The following is a 14,899-nucleotide window of genomic DNA, read 5'->3' on the forward strand; positions in this document are numbered from 1 at the left end:
CCTGGCATGCTGATGAGAAAACCGGTTTGACCGCAAACCCAGCGGGCCGAATCCGTACAGTTGCTTCTTTCTTCCTGATTCCGTTCCTGCTTGCGCTGGCCCATACGGCTTCTGCGCAAGCCCAGGAAGCGCCTGGAACGGGCGCATATGGCGTGCAGTTCTTCTGTTCACCGTCCCAGCTGGAGCGGCTCGGCCCCCACATGTTTCGATATCTCCAGCAGCTCGGCATTCCAGCCCGCCTGGTTCAGGAAACTGTCGACAAGCCGCGGGGCACCATGACGTATTCCCTGCTGGGCTCAGGCGCGGCCGTGAGCACCCTGTTTTTGGCGCAACGCCCGGAGCTGGCGATCAAGGACGAGGTAGTGCTGGTGCCGGTGAGAAACAACAAGACACGCAAGCTCAAGACGGTTTCCAAAAAAGAAATCCTGTTGGCCCTGTTGCACCCGGGCCGATTGACCGAATTCAGAGGAAAAGCCTGCGATGTGCAGGCTCTGGTCGACCATGTCGGTATTCGCCAGAACACCGTGATATGGGCAGAGGTGCTGGAATGGGGGTGGCCCGAGGGCGGCCCTGCCAGATGGAATGCCCGCTACTGGATCAATGGAACGCCCCGGCTGCGCATGCCCTTGCACAAGGCTCTCAACGACATGTTTTTTGAGCAGGGGAAATACGACATAGGCTGCTACGCCGCGACCAAGGTGGTGTTTGCCCAGGGTGCGCTGGATTACTTCCGCCGCGTCAAGAAGGACGTGGGCAGGGCGCAAGGCGTGGAGCGGCGATTACTGGCCGACGGTGAGCCACTGGTTGACCTGGAACCCGGCCGCATGTGGAGTTTTGAAACGGATTTTGATCCGCTGGAGCTTGAACGGCCAGGCAAGGTCCTGCGCATGGTGGGTGGTGTTGCCGCCGGCAACTTTATCCCGGGCGATTGGGCTTATTTTCTGAACACCGACCAGCGCACCAGCCAGAAAACGGGGTATGAAGGCTCCAATGCCATCTACCTAGGCGGCAACCGGTTTGACGACTATTACAACGACAACGACCACCACTACACCTACGAGGAGAAACTCAGTGAGGTCTATCAGTGGCGTCATGATGTTTTCAGCCGGCAACGCGATGCCGAAAAAATACAGCACCTGGCCGCGCAAGACTACGAACGCCTGAACGCAACGCCGGAAAACGGCGGCTTGCTGATGAGCTTTCGGGTTGTGCCCTATTTTTTCGGCTATGAGGACCTGCCCCCGCTACCGGCTCCCCGAAGCGACTAGTACTGCAACCCGCAAGTAGCGAAACAAAATGAAAGCGATGGATTCGCGCCCAGGGCAAGGCGCAAGCCGTAACGAAGGCTGAACGCCTTCGCAAGGATTGCAACGCAGCCATGGGTGCGAAGACGCGCTTTCATGTTTCGATATTTTCGGGTTGCAGTACCAGGGCCTGGCGGCGCCGAGGATTCAAGGGATTTACAGGGCACCCTCAAACATGAGGACGTCAACCATGTCCCCTGCAGCGACATTGCCTTGCGCATGGTGAAGCACCATCAGGCCGTTGGCCTCGGCCATGGAGCGCAGCACGCCCGAACCCTGGCTGCCGGTGGTCCGGACCTCCAGGGAGCCGTCGGACGCGGTGGATACCCAGCCGCGCTGGTATTCGGTGCGCCCCGGTTTCTTGCGAATGGGCTCCAGGCTGCGTGCCTTGAGCAACGGCGCCGGCGCGGCGCTGGCGCCCATCATCTGGAGCAGGGCGGGGCGCACAAAGGCCAGGAACGTCACCATCACCGCCACCGGATTGCCGGGCAATCCAAACAAAATGGCGCCCTCGGGGTTTGGGAACGTTTTTTGAGTGCTACTATTTTCATAGCTGCTTGCGCTTGTCCCTATTGGGATAGAGCCTGATTTCTCTATTGAAATCCGTCCCACGGCCATGGGCCGGCCGGGCCGCATCGCAATGCGCCAGAAGGCCACGTCGCCCAGCTTTTTCATCATGGCCTTGGTGAAATCCGCTTCACCCACGCTGACACCGCCAGACGTGATGACCGCGTCGGCCTCGGCTGCCGCTCGTTTGAATGCAGCCTCCAGAAGTGCCGGCTCATCGCGCACGACGCCCATGTCGAGCACCTGGATGCCCAGCCGGCTGAGCATGCCGAAGACGGTGTAGCGGTTGCTGTCGTACACAGCGCCTTCGCGCGGTGTTTCGCCCAGCGACAAAATCTCATCACCGGTGGAGAAGTAAGCCACCCGCAGCGGCCGCCAGGTTGACAAGGTTTTAAGACCCAAAGAGGCTGCCAGGCCAAGGCGGGCGGGCGTAATACGCTCACCTTTTAATAGCGCCGGCCGGCCCTGCATGAGGTCCTCGCCGCGCAGCCGGCGGTTGTCGCCGGGCTGGAGCAAACCCGACGGGATACTGATGCGTGTGCCCTGGCCATCCTGGTGCAGGGTGACAAACTCCTGTGGCACCACGGTGTCCAGGCCGGAGGGCATGATGGCGCCGGTCATGATCTTGACGCACTGGCCTGGCCCGGCGCTGCCTTGCCAGGCCTTGCCTGCCAGCGCTGTTCCGTCGGCCACCTGCAGCTCAAGCGCCTTGCCTGCAGCCAACTGCCCACCATCGAAGGCATATCCGTCCATGGCCGAGTTGTCGTGCGGCGGCACGTCAAACGGCGAGACCACATCCTGGGCCAGCACCCGCCCGAAAGCCTCCATCAAGGGCAGCTCGAGCTGCTCCTGCACCGGCATGACCAGCCGCGACAGGAAGTCCAGTACCTGGTCGGCAGACAGTGACTGTGGGTCGTAGCCTTGCAGCTCCGCGGCAATCTGGTCGAGTGTTTTCACGGCTGGCGGGATTCCAGCTGGTGCAGCTCGGCCAGCGTATTGGCATTGAAGAAACTGCGGCTGTCGTCACCGGGTTTGTCGAACGGCACGATCGCTGTTTTGTGCTGCGCCGTCCATGCGTCTATCTTGCGGCCGCCACTGTGGGTGAAGCGCACCAGGCTTTCCAGCATGTGGGTACCCATGAGGCAAAACACCGGTTGGGGCCTGAGCTGCCCATCTTCTTCGGGCGCCGCCGCCACGGCAAAGTCGGCGCCGTCCTGCGCAAGTGCTTCGGCAAGCCGTGCCACCAGGTCGTCGGGAAATAGCGGGGTGTCGCAGGGCACAGTCAACAGGTAAGGGGTTTCACAACGCTCCAGGCCCGTCAGGAATCCCGCCAGTGGCCCGGCAAACTCGCCCAGACCTGTGCTGTCGGGCCAGACCGGAACGCCGAATGATTCATAAGCGGACAGGTTGCGGTTGGCATTGATCATCACGTCACCGACCTGGGGCGACAGCCGCATCAGGGTGTGCAACGCCAGGGGAACGCCGTTGAAGTTCTGCAAGCCCTTGTCGACACCGCCCATGCGCGAGCCACGGCCACCGGCCAGGATCACGCCTGTAATGGCTTCGGCGTGGATTGGGGAGGGCATTGGGGCATCCTTCAAAACAAGCTCCAGCACTCGTCCTTGGATTGCACAGGGCGATTCCCAGGCCAGTCAGGGCCGCGGAACCGGCTTCGCCGGGCCGCAGGCGCAACGGCCCCATATGTAAGGAAAGGGGCAGCGCGCCGCAGGCTCGAAGTGAAAAGCGTGGGGGTCATGTCAGCCGCCTATGTAACTCATTTCGACGCGTTTGGCGCCATTGTCCGGAGCGCTTGTGTCGGCGGGCATCGCGGCGCGCAGCTCCGAATAGCGGTCATTGCGCCCCTGCCAGATATGGGCTACCGCAGCCGCAATCTGTTCATCGGCGTAGCCGCCGCGCAGCAAGGCGCGCAAGTCCTGGCCCTGGCTGGCGAACAGGCATAAAAACAGCTTGCCTTCAGTCGACAGCCGGGCGCGGTTGCAGTCGCTGCAAAAAGCCTGGGTCACGCTGCTGATCACGCCGATCTCGCCCGCGCCATCGACGTAGCGCCAGCGTTCGGCGGTCTCGCCAGCGTAGTTGGGGTCTATGACCGCCAGGGGAAATTCGGAGTTCAGGCGTTCCACCACCTGGGCAGAAGGCAGCACCTCGTCCATGCGCCAGCCGTTGGTGGCGCCCACGTCCATATATTCAATAAAGCGCAGCACGGCACCCGAATGGCGGAAATGCCGGGCCATGGGCACGATCTCCGCGTCATTGGTGCCGCGTTTGACCACCATGTTGACCTTGAGCGGCGCCAGGCCGACCTTCTGCGCCACTTCAATACCCTTGAGCACATCGGCTACCGGAAAATCCACATCGTTCATGCGGCGAAAGATGGTGTCGTCCAGTGCGTCCAGGCTCACCGTGACGCGCTGCAGGCCCGCGTCCTTGAGCGACTGGGCCTTTTTGGCGAGCAGGGATGCATTGGTGGTCAGCGTGATGTCCAGCGGCTTGCCCTGCGGCGTTTGCAGCTTGGCCAGCATTTCGACCAGCACTTCCAGGTGTTTGCGCAGCAGCGGTTCGCCTCCGGTCAGCCGGATTTTTTCGACGCCATGCGCCACAAAAATCTTCGCCAGGCGCGTGATTTCTTCAAAACTCAGCAGCGAGGTCTGCGGCAGGAAGGCGTAATCCTTGTCGAACACCTCGCGCGGCATGCAGTAGCTGCAGCGGAAATTGCAGCGGTCCGTCACGCTGATGCGCAAATCCCGCAGTGGCCGGCCCAGCGTGTCACTCAGCAGGCCTGTCGGCGCAGACAACCGGGCAGGAATATGCGGCACGCGGCTTGCGTAGCGGATATCTGCCAGCGGAATGATTTTGTCGGTCGTCATGGTGAGTTGCTCAAAGGGAGAATTTACCCCATTGGCCCGGCTGGGGCACTAAAACCAGGCCTTATCCCCAAAGAGAGATTGGCTCACCCCCGTCCAGGCTCACTTCGTGTAGCCCGTTCCCCCCTCGAGGGGGCGGCGCCTGGGGCCGGCGAAGCCGAAAAATTGGCACACCCCTATCGAGCTCACTTCGTGTAGCCCTTTTCCCCTTGCAGGGGACGGTGCCTGCGGCCCGGCAAAGCCGGTTCCGCGGCACCCATTGGTGAAATACCTCGCACTGGTTACGCACAGAACTCTTAAACCCAGCGTGAGCCGCGGGACTGGCTTTGCCAGACCGCAGGCGGGCGGCCCCCTCGGGGGGCAGGGAGCTACACGCAGTGAGCGACCGTGGGGGCTCTATTTAGACACACCGGGCGCCGTCTACTTCCAGGCATACACCGCTGATGAAGTCCGCTTCGTCGCTGGCCAGGTAAAGCACGGCATTGGCCACATCCAGCGCGGTGGAAAAACGTCCCAGCGGAATGCTCGCGCGAAACTTCGCCTTGCGTTCTTCATCCAGCGGACCACCCGCGAATTCGGCCGAGAGGCCTGTGTCCGGGTTGAATACCGGGTTGATGCAGTTGACCCGGATGTTGTCCGGGCCGAGCTCGGCGGCCAGCGACTTGGAGGTCGTGATGACCGCCCCCTTGGAGCCGTTGTACCAGGTCAGGCCCGGACGCGGGCGCACGCCGGCGGTCGATGCGATATTGATGAAGCTGCCCCCGCCTTGCTCGCGAAATACCGGTGTGGCATGAATGGTGGCGAGGTAAATGCTTTTGACGTTGATGGCGTAGCACTTGTCAAAATCGTCTTCGCTGACGTCAAGTGCAGGCTGGTTGCGGTGCGTCCAGCCAGCGTTGCTGACCATCACGTCGAGCCGGCCGTTGCGCTGCACGGCGGCGTCAACCAGCGCCTTGACCTCGGCAGACTTTGTGACGTCGGCGGCAAAGAACGAAGCTGTGCCGCCGGCCTTGACGATGGCAGCCACGACTTTCTCGCCCAGCGCCACATTGATGTCGTTGACGATGATCCTGGCGCCCTCGGCTGCCAGCCGCCGCGCGATGCCTTCACCGATACCGCCTCCGGAGCCGGTCACGATGATGGATTTGTCCTTGACCCGCATGATTTTGTCTTTCTCGTAAAGGTTGCTGCCGGCGCACGCTGCCGTACGGTGGCGTGCGGCTTCCATTGCTTATTGTTGCTGATCACGGTGGTGCGGGTTTTCCCTCTGTCTCTTTCGCTTGACGGGATTCGTGAAACATGAAGTTACATCTACAATGCGCTTTATAAAAGGGAGGGATTTCATGAGTTATCAATTTGCCCGCACCGGTGCGGGTGCAGCCTTGTGTGCGCTGGTGCTTTTCGCGGGGACAGCGCACGCGCAACAATCCAGCAAGAACCTGGCACCCGGATTCTCGGAACGCGCGGCGGCCTCGAAGCTGGTTGTCGTGCCCGCAGACCTCGAGCTCTTTTCCATCGGTGCCGGCGGCGTGCAGGAGCCCAGGGCCGACTGGACCATGGCTGCCCAGAAAAACGTCAAGTCCGGTCTGGCTTCGAGCAAGCTCAAGTTGGGTTCTGACGTGATCGGGCTTGAAGAAAAAGACATGGACGAACTCGCGGACATCAACTCCCTGCACGGAGCTGTCGCGCAATCTGTTTTTCTGCACCACATGATTGGTGGTGTACTCAAGCTGCCCACCAAGAACGATGCCCTGAACTGGTCACTCGGAGATGCCGTCAAGCCTCTCAAGGATAAAACGGGGGCTGATTACGCCCTGTTCATCTGGATGCGCGACAGCTATGCCAGCAGCGAGCGCAAGGCCGCGATGATCGCCATGGCTGTGCTGGGCGTGGGGATTGCCGGGGGCGCGCAGATTGGTTATGCCTCGCTGGTCGATTTGAATAACGGGCGGATTGTCTGGTTCAATGATTTGCGCCGGGCCTCAGGTGACCTGAGGGAACCCGAGCCAGCCAAAGAAACCATCGAAGCCCTTCTCAAGGGTTTTCCGGTCGCCAGATGATAGGCATACCGGCTGGCGGGCGCCGTGCTTTTTTGCGGACGGCCTGCAAGCACTGCCTGGGTATGGGCGCCCTGTTGCCAGGCTTGTCAGCCTTTGGCCAGGAGAACCCTGCAGCTGCCTCCATCTCGCCTTTGCCCGCAGAGCGCTTTGCCCGCCCTGCGCTGGAAACAGATGAAGGCGGCTTGTGGGGAATGATGGACCGTGAAGAAACGCGTCTGCGGCGCAGTCCATTTACCGTACGCGACCCGCAACTGAGCCAATATCTGCAAGACTTGGTATGCCGTCTCGCGGGAGACCACTGCCCTGACATTCGTGTACATGTGGTGCGCACGCCGCTCTTCAACGCCAGCATGGCGCCGAACGGCATGATGCAGGTCTGGACCGGATTGCTGCTGCGCGCGGAGAATGAAGCGCAACTCGCTGCGGTACTGGGCCATGAAATCGGTCACTACCTCGAACGGCACACGCTTGAGCGCCTGCGGGATCTGAGAAGCCGGGCCGCCTTTGCGCAGTTCATCGGCATGTTCGGCCTTGTCGGCGCCATTGGCCAGCTTGGTGCTCTGGCCGGTGCTTTCGCTTTTTCCCGGGACCATGAGACGCGGGCCGATCGTCTGGGCATGCGCCTTATGACCCGGGCGGGTTATGACGGCAGGCAGGCTGCACAAGTGTGGGACAACCTGCTGGGCGAACTCAAGATCACCGGCGGTGAAGACGTTGGCAAACGCAGTCCCATGATGGCGACGCATCCCCCGCTGGAGACGCGCCGTGATGATCTGCTCCGCCTGGCGGGCGACGGCGGCGGTAAAACGGGTGCAGTGGAATACCAGCAGGTGATGTCACGGCACCGCTTCGGGTGGCTGCAGGATGAAATCCGGCGTGGCCAGTTTGAAGAAAGTCTGGTGCTGTTCAATCGCCTGCTGTCGCGCAATCCGGAGGACGGCCAGGCGCTGTACGCGCGCGGTGAGGTGTATCGGTTGCGGGCAGGCAAGGAAGATCTTCAGGAGTCCCTGAACGACCTGACGCGCGTGACCGCTCTTGAACAGGCTCCGGCCGAGGCTTTCAGGGCGCTCGGCCTGGTGCAAAAGCAGCGGACCGACACCGCCTCGGCCGTACAGGCCTTCGAAAAATACCTCACCGCCGCGCCTGAGGCAGCGGATGCGGGTCTTATTAAAAATTACATTGCGGAACTTAAACCATGAAAAAACTCCTGATCCTTCTTGCCTTCGCTTTCCTGTCGGGCTGCATGTCCATCACCAAGGTTGAGGGTGAGCAACTGGTCAATAACCGGCTGGCCGTCAAGGTGACTGATGCCTGGAACAAGGTGGCCCCACCCGGCACCCAGCAGCCTTTTGACATGTGGACCCAGGAGGGATTGACGCTGGATCACCTGCGCCTCTGGGCGGCCGTCAAGCCAGGCCAGGCGCTGCTGGTCAGGCCTGCAGGCAGCGTGCCGTCCGGGCAGAAGGCAGCCCGTGTTCCAACTTACCAGGCAGGCATGCCGCTTGACCAATTGGTCAACCTTTTCGAGATCATGTATTCGGCAGACGGTTCCATCGTCAACATGACAAAGGTTGAACCTTCGGTATTTGCGGGTGAGAAAGGTGCGCGGTTCGAATTTACCGTGACGAGAAAGGGCGATGACGTCCAGCTCAACGGCGTAGGCTGGCTTAGCCAGCGAAATGGCGAATTGTTCGCTGCCACCTTCCTTGCTCCCAGGCTTTCATTTTTCCCGCGGCTTCTGCCAAAAGCTGAAAGCGTTGTGAAGACGGCGCAAATCAAGGGCTGACTGCAGGGCGGCCGTGGCGAGGGGCACGAACCCGAGACCTTGCGGCCGGGGTCGGCTTAACCGTGTCGTATGGCCACTGTTTTCAGCGTGGTGAAGCCATGCAAGGCCTCAAAGCCTTTTTCACGGCCGTAGCCCGATGACTTCACGCCGCCGAAAGGTAATTCCACACCACCGCCGGCGCCGTAGTTGTTGATGAACACCTGGCCGCTTTTCACTCGCCTGGCCATGCGGAACTGGCGTGCCCCATCGCGCGTCCAGATGCCGGCGACCAGGCCGAACTGCGTGGCATTGGCAAGTTCTACTGCGTGATCCTCGTTTTTGAAGCTCATGGCGCACAGCACCGGGCCGAACACTTCATCCTGCGCCAGCCTGTGCGTTACCGGCACGTCGCGCAGCAGGGTGGGGGCCTGGTAAAACCCGGTGTCGGGCGCCTCGTCGACGATCTGGCCCTGGGCCACCATGGGAATGTTGGCAACCTGCGCATCGCTTAAAAAGTCCCAGACGCGCTGCTGCTGGCTTTGCCGGATCAGCGGGCCCACGTCCAGGTCCATGGCGGCGGGGCCGACGCGCAGGTTTTCAAAGGCTTCGCCCAAGCGCAGCAGCAGGGGCTCGTAAATCGCCTGTTCTACCAGCAGGCGCGAGCCGGCCGAGCAGGTTTGCCCGGCGTTCTGCACGATGGCGTTGATGATGGCCGGTATGGCGACATCCAGGTCGGCATCGGCAAACACGATTTGCGGACTTTTCCCGCCCAGCTCCAGCGTGACGGGGCAGTGGCGCTCGGCGGCGACCTGCTGGATCAGCGTGCCCACGGCGGGGCTGCCGGTAAAGCTGATGTGGTCGATTTCTTTGTGGCGGGCCAGCGCGTCGCCGACCTCATGGCCGTAACCGGTCACGATGTTGATGGCGCCGGCCGGAAAACCCACTTCGGCCGCGAGTTGCGCCACGCGAATCAATGACAGGCAGGCATCCTCTGCCGGCTTGACCACGCAGACGTTGCCCGCGGCCAGCGCGCCGCCGACGCTGCGGCCGAAGATCTGCATCGGGTAGTTCCACGGAATCACGTGGCCCGTCACGCCGTGCGGCTCGCGCCAGGTCATCACACTGTAGCCGTCCAGATAGGGAATGGTGTCGCCGTGCAGCTTGTCGCAGGCGCCGGCATAAAACTCGAAGTAGCGCACCAGGGCCGCCGCGTCGGCGCGTGCCTGTTTGGTGGGCTTGCCGCAGTCGCGCTGCTCGATCATGGCCAGCTCTTCGGCATGCTCGGCCACCTTGGCGGAAAGCCGCATCAGCAGTCGCCCGCGCTCGGCGGCGCTGAAGCGGCTCCATACCAGTTCCAGACATTCGTGGGCACTTTTCACCGCGGTATCCATGTCGTGCGCGTTGCTGCGCTGAATCTCGTCAAACACCTGCCCGTCGGACGGATCGATCATTGGGATGGTTTTGCCTGAAGAAGATGCGACAGAGGTATTGGCGATGTAGTTGAGTTGCATGGCGCTATTGTGCTGAATTTGCCCCCGGCCGGAGGTTACCGCCTCCCACGGGCAGAAATGAGCCATGGGGGCAGGGCCTCCCGCGAGGTAACGCTCCCCAAAAGCGTGCGTTTGTCACAGCCACAGCGTTGTGTCTCGGCCAATTTACAAATCCTTTGCTGCGCCACGATTGGCATATATGTAGGATTGAACCTACACATGCACCTCGCCAATTCCTACAGGGAATGGTGCTCATGTTACGCAACGGCCCGGCCGTATTGGCGTGACGACAGCGGCAGGCAGCCGGCAACTGCGGGTCCGCATTTTTGACGCATTACCGCGATGACTGATCCCACCAAAAGCCCAGCCGATATTCCGCCCGGCGACGACGCGCCCACCACCAGCCTGCTGGCCTGGTTTAAAGCCTTTATGGCCCGTTTGCGCGACTGGTTGTCGATTCAGACCTTTGGCATGAAGTTCGCCGTACTGGCCGTGGCATTGATGATTCCGGCAAGCGCCTATTACGCCTGGTCGACCCTGGAGCGGCAGGAAAAAATGGCGCTGGAAGTCAAGGCCATGGCAGCGTCGGGGCCGGGTGTTGAAGCGGCCTGGACGTACAACACCGCATTGCCGGTCGTCTTCGGAAGCGGGTCGGTCCTGAGCTTTCTCGAAGCCCATCCGGTCACGCGCATCACCATCATTTACCGGCCCATTTTGTGGACCGTTTCCGAGCGCTTTGTGCTGATTGAATCGGAGGGCAGGCAGTACGCCTATTACCCCTCGGACATGGAAACCAAGATATTGGCCGACAAGGCCGTCACGGCACCGTGGGGTGGCAAGCTCACCTTCGTGCCCCGGGGCGCGCTTGATGACGCGAGCAAGGACATGCTGGCGCGCCTTGAACAGCGTTTCGGTGACGCCCGCCCGCAATCCGAACAGGACGCCTGGAAAGGCGGCGCCAGCGCGCTGGTATCAGCGACCTTGACGCTGGGGCTCATTGCCTTCCTCTGGTACCAGACGGGCGGGCAGCGCAAATCCCTCAAGTTCATTTCGCCGGCGCAAATCAGCGGTGATATGGAGGACCTGGTCGGCATGGACGATATCAAGGCCGAGGTTGCGCAAATCCGCGACCAGTACGAACGCCGCCTCGAATACGCCGCTTATGGCGTGAACAAGCCTTTCAACGTGATGTTCAGCGGCCCCGCGGGTACAGGCAAGACCAAGCTGGCCAGCTACCTCGCCAAAGAGCTGAACCTGCCAATTCTTTTCCATTCAGCCGCCAACCTCGAGACCGGCTATGTGGCCGGCGGCTCGAACACCTTGTCGCGCATTCTTGCGCTGGCCAAGCGGCGTAAACGCTGCATCGTCTTTCTTGATGAAGCGCAGGACCTTTTCATGCGGCGCGGTGGCAACCGCAAATATGACGATGACACGCAGAACATGTTGCTGGCCATCCTGGACGGTGTGCGGACCAAATCGGATACTGAAATCATCTGGATCGTGGCGTCCAACTTCAATTCGGCCAACCTGCAGATGGATGAGGCCATGCTGCGCCGCTTCCAGATGAAGGTCGACTTCCGCATGCCCAACCAGCAGGAGCGCCTGGCCATCACCGGCCACTACCTGCGCCAGCGTGCCGACAAGGTGTTGCCCGATATGGACCTGCGCCATTTTGTTGAACTGACGGAAGGCTGCAGCCCGGCAGACCTCGAAACCATGGTCAACCAGGCCGGCATCATCGCAGTGCAGGCGGGCCAGATGATAGGCGCGCACACCCTGATGCAGGCCGCCGAGCGTGTGCTGGTGGGCAATGTCAACGACAACACCACCAAAGAGCGCGAGCGCGACCGGCGCATCATCGCCGTACATGAGTGGGGCCACTTCCTGATGGATTTCCAGCACCGGCGCAAGCTGGCCGGCGACAACTGGAACGCGCTGCTGGCCGACATGACCACCATCAAAATTTCATTGAAGGCCAACCCCCGCAACAATGCCCTCGGCTTTGTACTGCACAAGCAGGACAGCAACCTGCTGCAGACCAAGGGTGACATGGAGCATGAGGTGCGGGTGCTGTTGGGTGGCATGGCGAACGAGGAAATCTTCTTCGGCGAAGACGGAACCACGGGCGGCGCCCACAATGACATCACCCGTGTCACGCGGCTGCTGCACCATGCGGTGGCTGAAATGGGCATGTACCGCAAGACCCGGCTGAATTACGCCGCGCTCCTCAAGGACGGCGGCACGGCACCGCCGGACGAGGAAACCCGCAGCATCATGGAAGCCCAGAGCGAGCGGCTTTACAGTGAGACGAAGGCCACGCTGGCCCAGTACACCGCCCTGACGGAGTATCTGACCGGCTGCCTGATGAATGCAGGCGAGATGACATTGAGCGAAGCACTCCGCGAAATCAGGTACTTTGAAAGCCTGACTGCCGCACCGGATCTGGCGCTGCCTGGGCCGGGTTCCAGCCGGTGGATGCCAGCCTGAGTCAACGAACCTTTTTTTGCAGCTTCGTCCTCACAGGACGCCCAAAGAAAAAGCCCTGCAACGCAGAGCTTTTTGCATGGGCCGGAGCGGTCTAGCGTGAGGCCGGTGCGGCTGGCGTTGGCGTTGCTGCGGCATTGGGCGCCTGCGTGGGCGCGGGCGCCGGCATGGCGGGTGCAGTCGGTGTGGCGGCCGGTGCACTCATGGCAGCAGGCGCGGCCATGGGTGCCACCGGGGCCGCTGCGGCTTCACCGCCGTGGAACTTCATCACCAGGGGCACGATCAGCAGCGCCACGATGTTGATGATCTTGATCAGCGGGTTCACGGCCGGGCCGGCTGTGTCCTTGTAGGGGTCGCCCACGGTGTCGCCGGTCACGGCGGCCTTGTGTGCCTCGGAACCCTTGCCGCCGTGGTGGCCGTCTTCAATGTACTTCTTGGCGTTGTCCCAAGCGCCGCCGCCGGTGCACATCGAGATGGCAACGAAGAGGCCGGTGACGATGGTGCCCATCAGCAGGCCGCCCAGTGCCTGGGGGCCGAGCGCCAGGCCGACCACGATGGGCACGACCACGGGCAGCAGCGAGGGGATCATCATTTCCTTGATGGCAGCTGTGGTCAGCATGTCGACAGCGGTGTCGTACTCGGGCTTGCCCGTGCCGTCCATGATGCCCTTGATGTCGCGGAACTGGCGGCGCACTTCAACCACCACGGCGCCGGCAGCGCGGCCCACGGCTTCCATCGCCATCGCGCCGAACAGGTAGGGAATCAGGCCGCCGATGAAGAGGCCGACGATGACCTTGGGATTGCTCAAGTCGAAGCTGATCACGTTGCCGTAGGCTTCGAGCTTGTGGGTGTAGTCGGCAAACAGCACCAGCGCGGCCAGGCCGGCGGAGCCGATGGCGTAGCCCTTGGTCACGGCCTTGGTGGTGTTGCCCACCGCGTCCAGCGGGTCGGTGATGTCACGCACGCTGCTGGGCAGTTCGGCCATTTCGGCAATGCCGCCGGCGTTGTCGGTGATGGGGCCGTAGGCGTCCAGCGCAACCACGATGCCCGCCATGCTCAGCATGGAAGTGGCGGCGATCGCGATGCCGTACAGGCCCGCCAGCGAGTAGGCCGTCAGGATGGCGATACAGACAAAAATCACCGGCCATGCGGTGGAGCGCATGGAGACACCCAGGCCGGCAATGATGTTGGTGCCGTGGCCGGTAGTCGATGCCTGTGCAATGTGCTGCACCGGCTTGTACTGCGTGCCGGTGTAGTACTCGGTGACCCAGCACAGCGCGCCGGTCAGGATCAGGCCGACCGCGCAGGCGCCGAAGAGGCGTATCTGCGTGCCGCTTGCCGTGACGGCGTTGTCGGGCATCAGCCACATCGTGACGAAATAAAACGCGATAAGCGACAGTACGCCGGCAATTGCCAGGCCCTTGTAGAGGGCCGGCATCACGTTCTTCATGCCGGGCGAGGCCTTGACGAAAAAGCAGCCGATGATGGAGGCGATGATGGACACGCCGCCCAGTGCCAGCGGGTAAACCGCAGCGGTGGCGCCTGCGCCCGAGAGCAGCAGGGCGCCCAGCACCATGGTGGCGATCAGCGTGACCGCGTAGGTTTCAAACAGGTCGGCGGCCATGCCGGCACAATCGCCCACGTTGTCGCCGACGTTGTCGGCAATCACGGCCGGGTTGCGCGGGTCGTCTTCGGGAATACCTGCTTCGACCTTGCCCACCAGGTCGGCACCGACGTCGGCGCCCTTGGTGAAAATGCCGCCGCCCAGCCGGGCGAAGATGGAAATCAGCGACGAGCCGAAGGCAAAACCAATCAGCGGGTTGAGCAGGTTGGCCAGCTTGAGGTCGGGTGTGTAGTTGCCATTGCCCACCAGAAACCAGTAAAAGCCGGTCACGCCCAGGAGGCCCAGGCCCACGACCAGCATGCCGGTGATGGCGCCGCCGCGAAAGGCAACGTCAAGCGCGGGGCCAATGCCTTTGGTGGCGGCTTGGGCGGTGCGCACATTGGCGCGAACCGACACGTTCATGCCGATAAAGCCGCAAGCGCCTGACAGCACGGCGCCAACGACGAAGCCGATGGCGGTTTTTCCGTCAAGGAAAAAGCCGATCAGTACCGTGAGGACGACGCCCACCATGGCGATGGTTTTGTATTGCCGTGCCAGGTAGGCGGCGGCGCCGGTCTGGATGGCGGCTGCAATTTCCTGCATGCGCGCATTGCCTGCATCCTGGGAAAGAATCCAGCTGCGAGCCCAGATGCCGTAACCCACGGCGACCAGCCCGCAGACGAGCGCAAGAATAAGCGCTGAGTTGCCTGTCATAGAAATCTCCTACGTTGTTTTTCGCTTGGA

At 61.9% G+C, this 14,899-nt stretch carries 11 protein-coding genes; 5 read left to right on the plus strand and 6 right to left on the minus strand.

The genetic code is table 11. The features are described from left to right. Positions 1 to 26 precede the first annotated feature (26 nt). Positions 27 to 1,268 carry a hypothetical protein gene (locus tag AC1DZE_RS16265; protein ID WP_477700302.1) on the plus strand — a complete coding sequence of 414 codons (1,242 nt, stop codon included), beginning with the start codon at positions 27 to 29 and terminating at the stop codon, positions 1,266 to 1,268. Between the two features lie 192 nt (positions 1,269 to 1,460). Here AC1DZE_RS16265 and moeA read toward each other — a convergent pair whose 3' ends face one another. From moeA to AC1DZE_RS16285, 4 genes are all read right to left on the minus strand, one after another. Beyond that, positions 1,461 to 2,828 (minus strand): molybdopterin molybdotransferase MoeA, encoded by a 1,368-nt coding sequence (gene moeA / locus AC1DZE_RS16270; protein ID WP_477700303.1) that lies wholly within the window; start codon positions 2,826 to 2,828, stop codon positions 1,461 to 1,463. Then, on the minus strand, positions 2,825 to 3,457 hold the full coding sequence (mobA, locus tag AC1DZE_RS16275) for a molybdenum cofactor guanylyltransferase MobA (RefSeq protein WP_477674307.1): 633 nt from the start codon (positions 3,455 to 3,457) through the stop codon (positions 2,825 to 2,827). The genes moeA and mobA overlap by 4 nt, the downstream gene beginning before the upstream one ends. A 171-nt stretch (positions 3,458 to 3,628) precedes the next feature. Then, positions 3,629 to 4,756: a GTP 3',8-cyclase MoaA gene (gene moaA, locus AC1DZE_RS16280; protein WP_477674306.1), complete on the minus strand. Its 1,128-nt coding sequence runs from the start codon at positions 4,754 to 4,756 to the stop codon at positions 3,629 to 3,631. 397 nt (positions 4,757 to 5,153) lie between these two features. After that, complete coding sequence (locus tag AC1DZE_RS16285; protein ID WP_477674746.1) at positions 5,154 to 5,915, minus strand: SDR family oxidoreductase; 762 nt, start codon at positions 5,913 to 5,915, stop codon at positions 5,154 to 5,156. Positions 5,916 to 6,096: 181 nt separating this feature from the next. Here AC1DZE_RS16285 and AC1DZE_RS16290 point away from each other — a divergent pair, with 181 nt between their 5' ends. From AC1DZE_RS16290 to AC1DZE_RS16300, 3 genes are all read left to right on the plus strand, one after another. Further along, on the plus strand, positions 6,097 to 6,813 hold the full coding sequence (locus AC1DZE_RS16290) for a hypothetical protein (protein ID WP_457278623.1): 717 nt from the start codon (positions 6,097 to 6,099) through the stop codon (positions 6,811 to 6,813). 191 nt (positions 6,814 to 7,004) lie between these two features. Continuing rightward, positions 7,005 to 8,012: a M48 family metalloprotease gene (locus AC1DZE_RS16295; protein ID WP_477672694.1), complete on the plus strand. Its 1,008-nt coding sequence runs from the start codon at positions 7,005 to 7,007 to the stop codon at positions 8,010 to 8,012. Then, the gene (locus AC1DZE_RS16300; RefSeq protein WP_477670860.1) at positions 8,009 to 8,599 is read left to right on the plus strand and encodes a hypothetical protein; all 591 of its coding nucleotides are present in this window, start codon (positions 8,009 to 8,011) and stop codon (positions 8,597 to 8,599) included. Before AC1DZE_RS16295 ends, AC1DZE_RS16300 begins: the two co-directional genes overlap by 4 nt. Before the next feature lie 56 nt (positions 8,600 to 8,655). On the opposite strand, the gene AC1DZE_RS16305 is transcribed toward AC1DZE_RS16300, so the two are convergent. Continuing rightward, complete coding sequence (locus tag AC1DZE_RS16305; protein WP_477672695.1) at positions 8,656 to 10,089, minus strand: aldehyde dehydrogenase family protein; 1,434 nt, start codon at positions 10,087 to 10,089, stop codon at positions 8,656 to 8,658. 321 nt (positions 10,090 to 10,410) lie between these two features. Here AC1DZE_RS16305 and AC1DZE_RS16310 point away from each other — a divergent pair, with 321 nt between their 5' ends. Continuing rightward, positions 10,411 to 12,555: an AAA family ATPase gene (locus tag AC1DZE_RS16310; protein ID WP_477700304.1), complete on the plus strand. Its 2,145-nt coding sequence runs from the start codon at positions 10,411 to 10,413 to the stop codon at positions 12,553 to 12,555. 91 nt (positions 12,556 to 12,646) lie between these two features. Here AC1DZE_RS16310 and AC1DZE_RS16315 read toward each other — a convergent pair whose 3' ends face one another. Beyond that, the gene (locus AC1DZE_RS16315) at positions 12,647 to 14,869 is read right to left on the minus strand and encodes a sodium-translocating pyrophosphatase (RefSeq protein WP_477670857.1); all 2,223 of its coding nucleotides are present in this window, start codon (positions 14,867 to 14,869) and stop codon (positions 12,647 to 12,649) included. Between the last annotated feature and the right edge of the window lie 30 nt (positions 14,870 to 14,899).

The sequence above is a fragment of the Polaromonas sp. P1_F1 genome (assembly GCF_056405795.1).

Excerpts from the sequence above, each read along its gene's own strand:
- mobA (WP_477674307.1), bottom strand. The coding sequence starts at position 3,457 with ATGCCCTCCCCAATCCACGCCGAAGCCATTACAGGCGTGATCCTGGCC.
- moaA (WP_477674306.1), bottom strand. The coding sequence starts at position 4,756 with ATGACGACCGACAAAATCATTCCGCTGGCAGATATCCGCTACGCAAGC.
- AC1DZE_RS16285 (WP_477674746.1), bottom strand. The coding sequence starts at position 5,915 with ATGCGGGTCAAGGACAAATCCATCATCGTGACCGGCTCCGGAGGCGGT.
- AC1DZE_RS16290 (WP_457278623.1), top strand. The coding sequence starts at position 6,097 with ATGAGTTATCAATTTGCCCGCACCGGTGCGGGTGCAGCCTTGTGTGCG.
- AC1DZE_RS16295 (WP_477672694.1), top strand. The coding sequence starts at position 7,005 with ATGATGGACCGTGAAGAAACGCGTCTGCGGCGCAGTCCATTTACCGTA.
- AC1DZE_RS16300 (WP_477670860.1), top strand. The coding sequence starts at position 8,009 with ATGAAAAAACTCCTGATCCTTCTTGCCTTCGCTTTCCTGTCGGGCTGC.
- AC1DZE_RS16305 (WP_477672695.1), bottom strand. The coding sequence starts at position 10,089 with ATGCAACTCAACTACATCGCCAATACCTCTGTCGCATCTTCTTCAGGC.
- AC1DZE_RS16310 (WP_477700304.1), top strand. The coding sequence starts at position 10,411 with ATGACTGATCCCACCAAAAGCCCAGCCGATATTCCGCCCGGCGACGAC.
- AC1DZE_RS16315 (WP_477670857.1), bottom strand. The coding sequence starts at position 14,869 with ATGACAGGCAACTCAGCGCTTATTCTTGCGCTCGTCTGCGGGCTGGTC.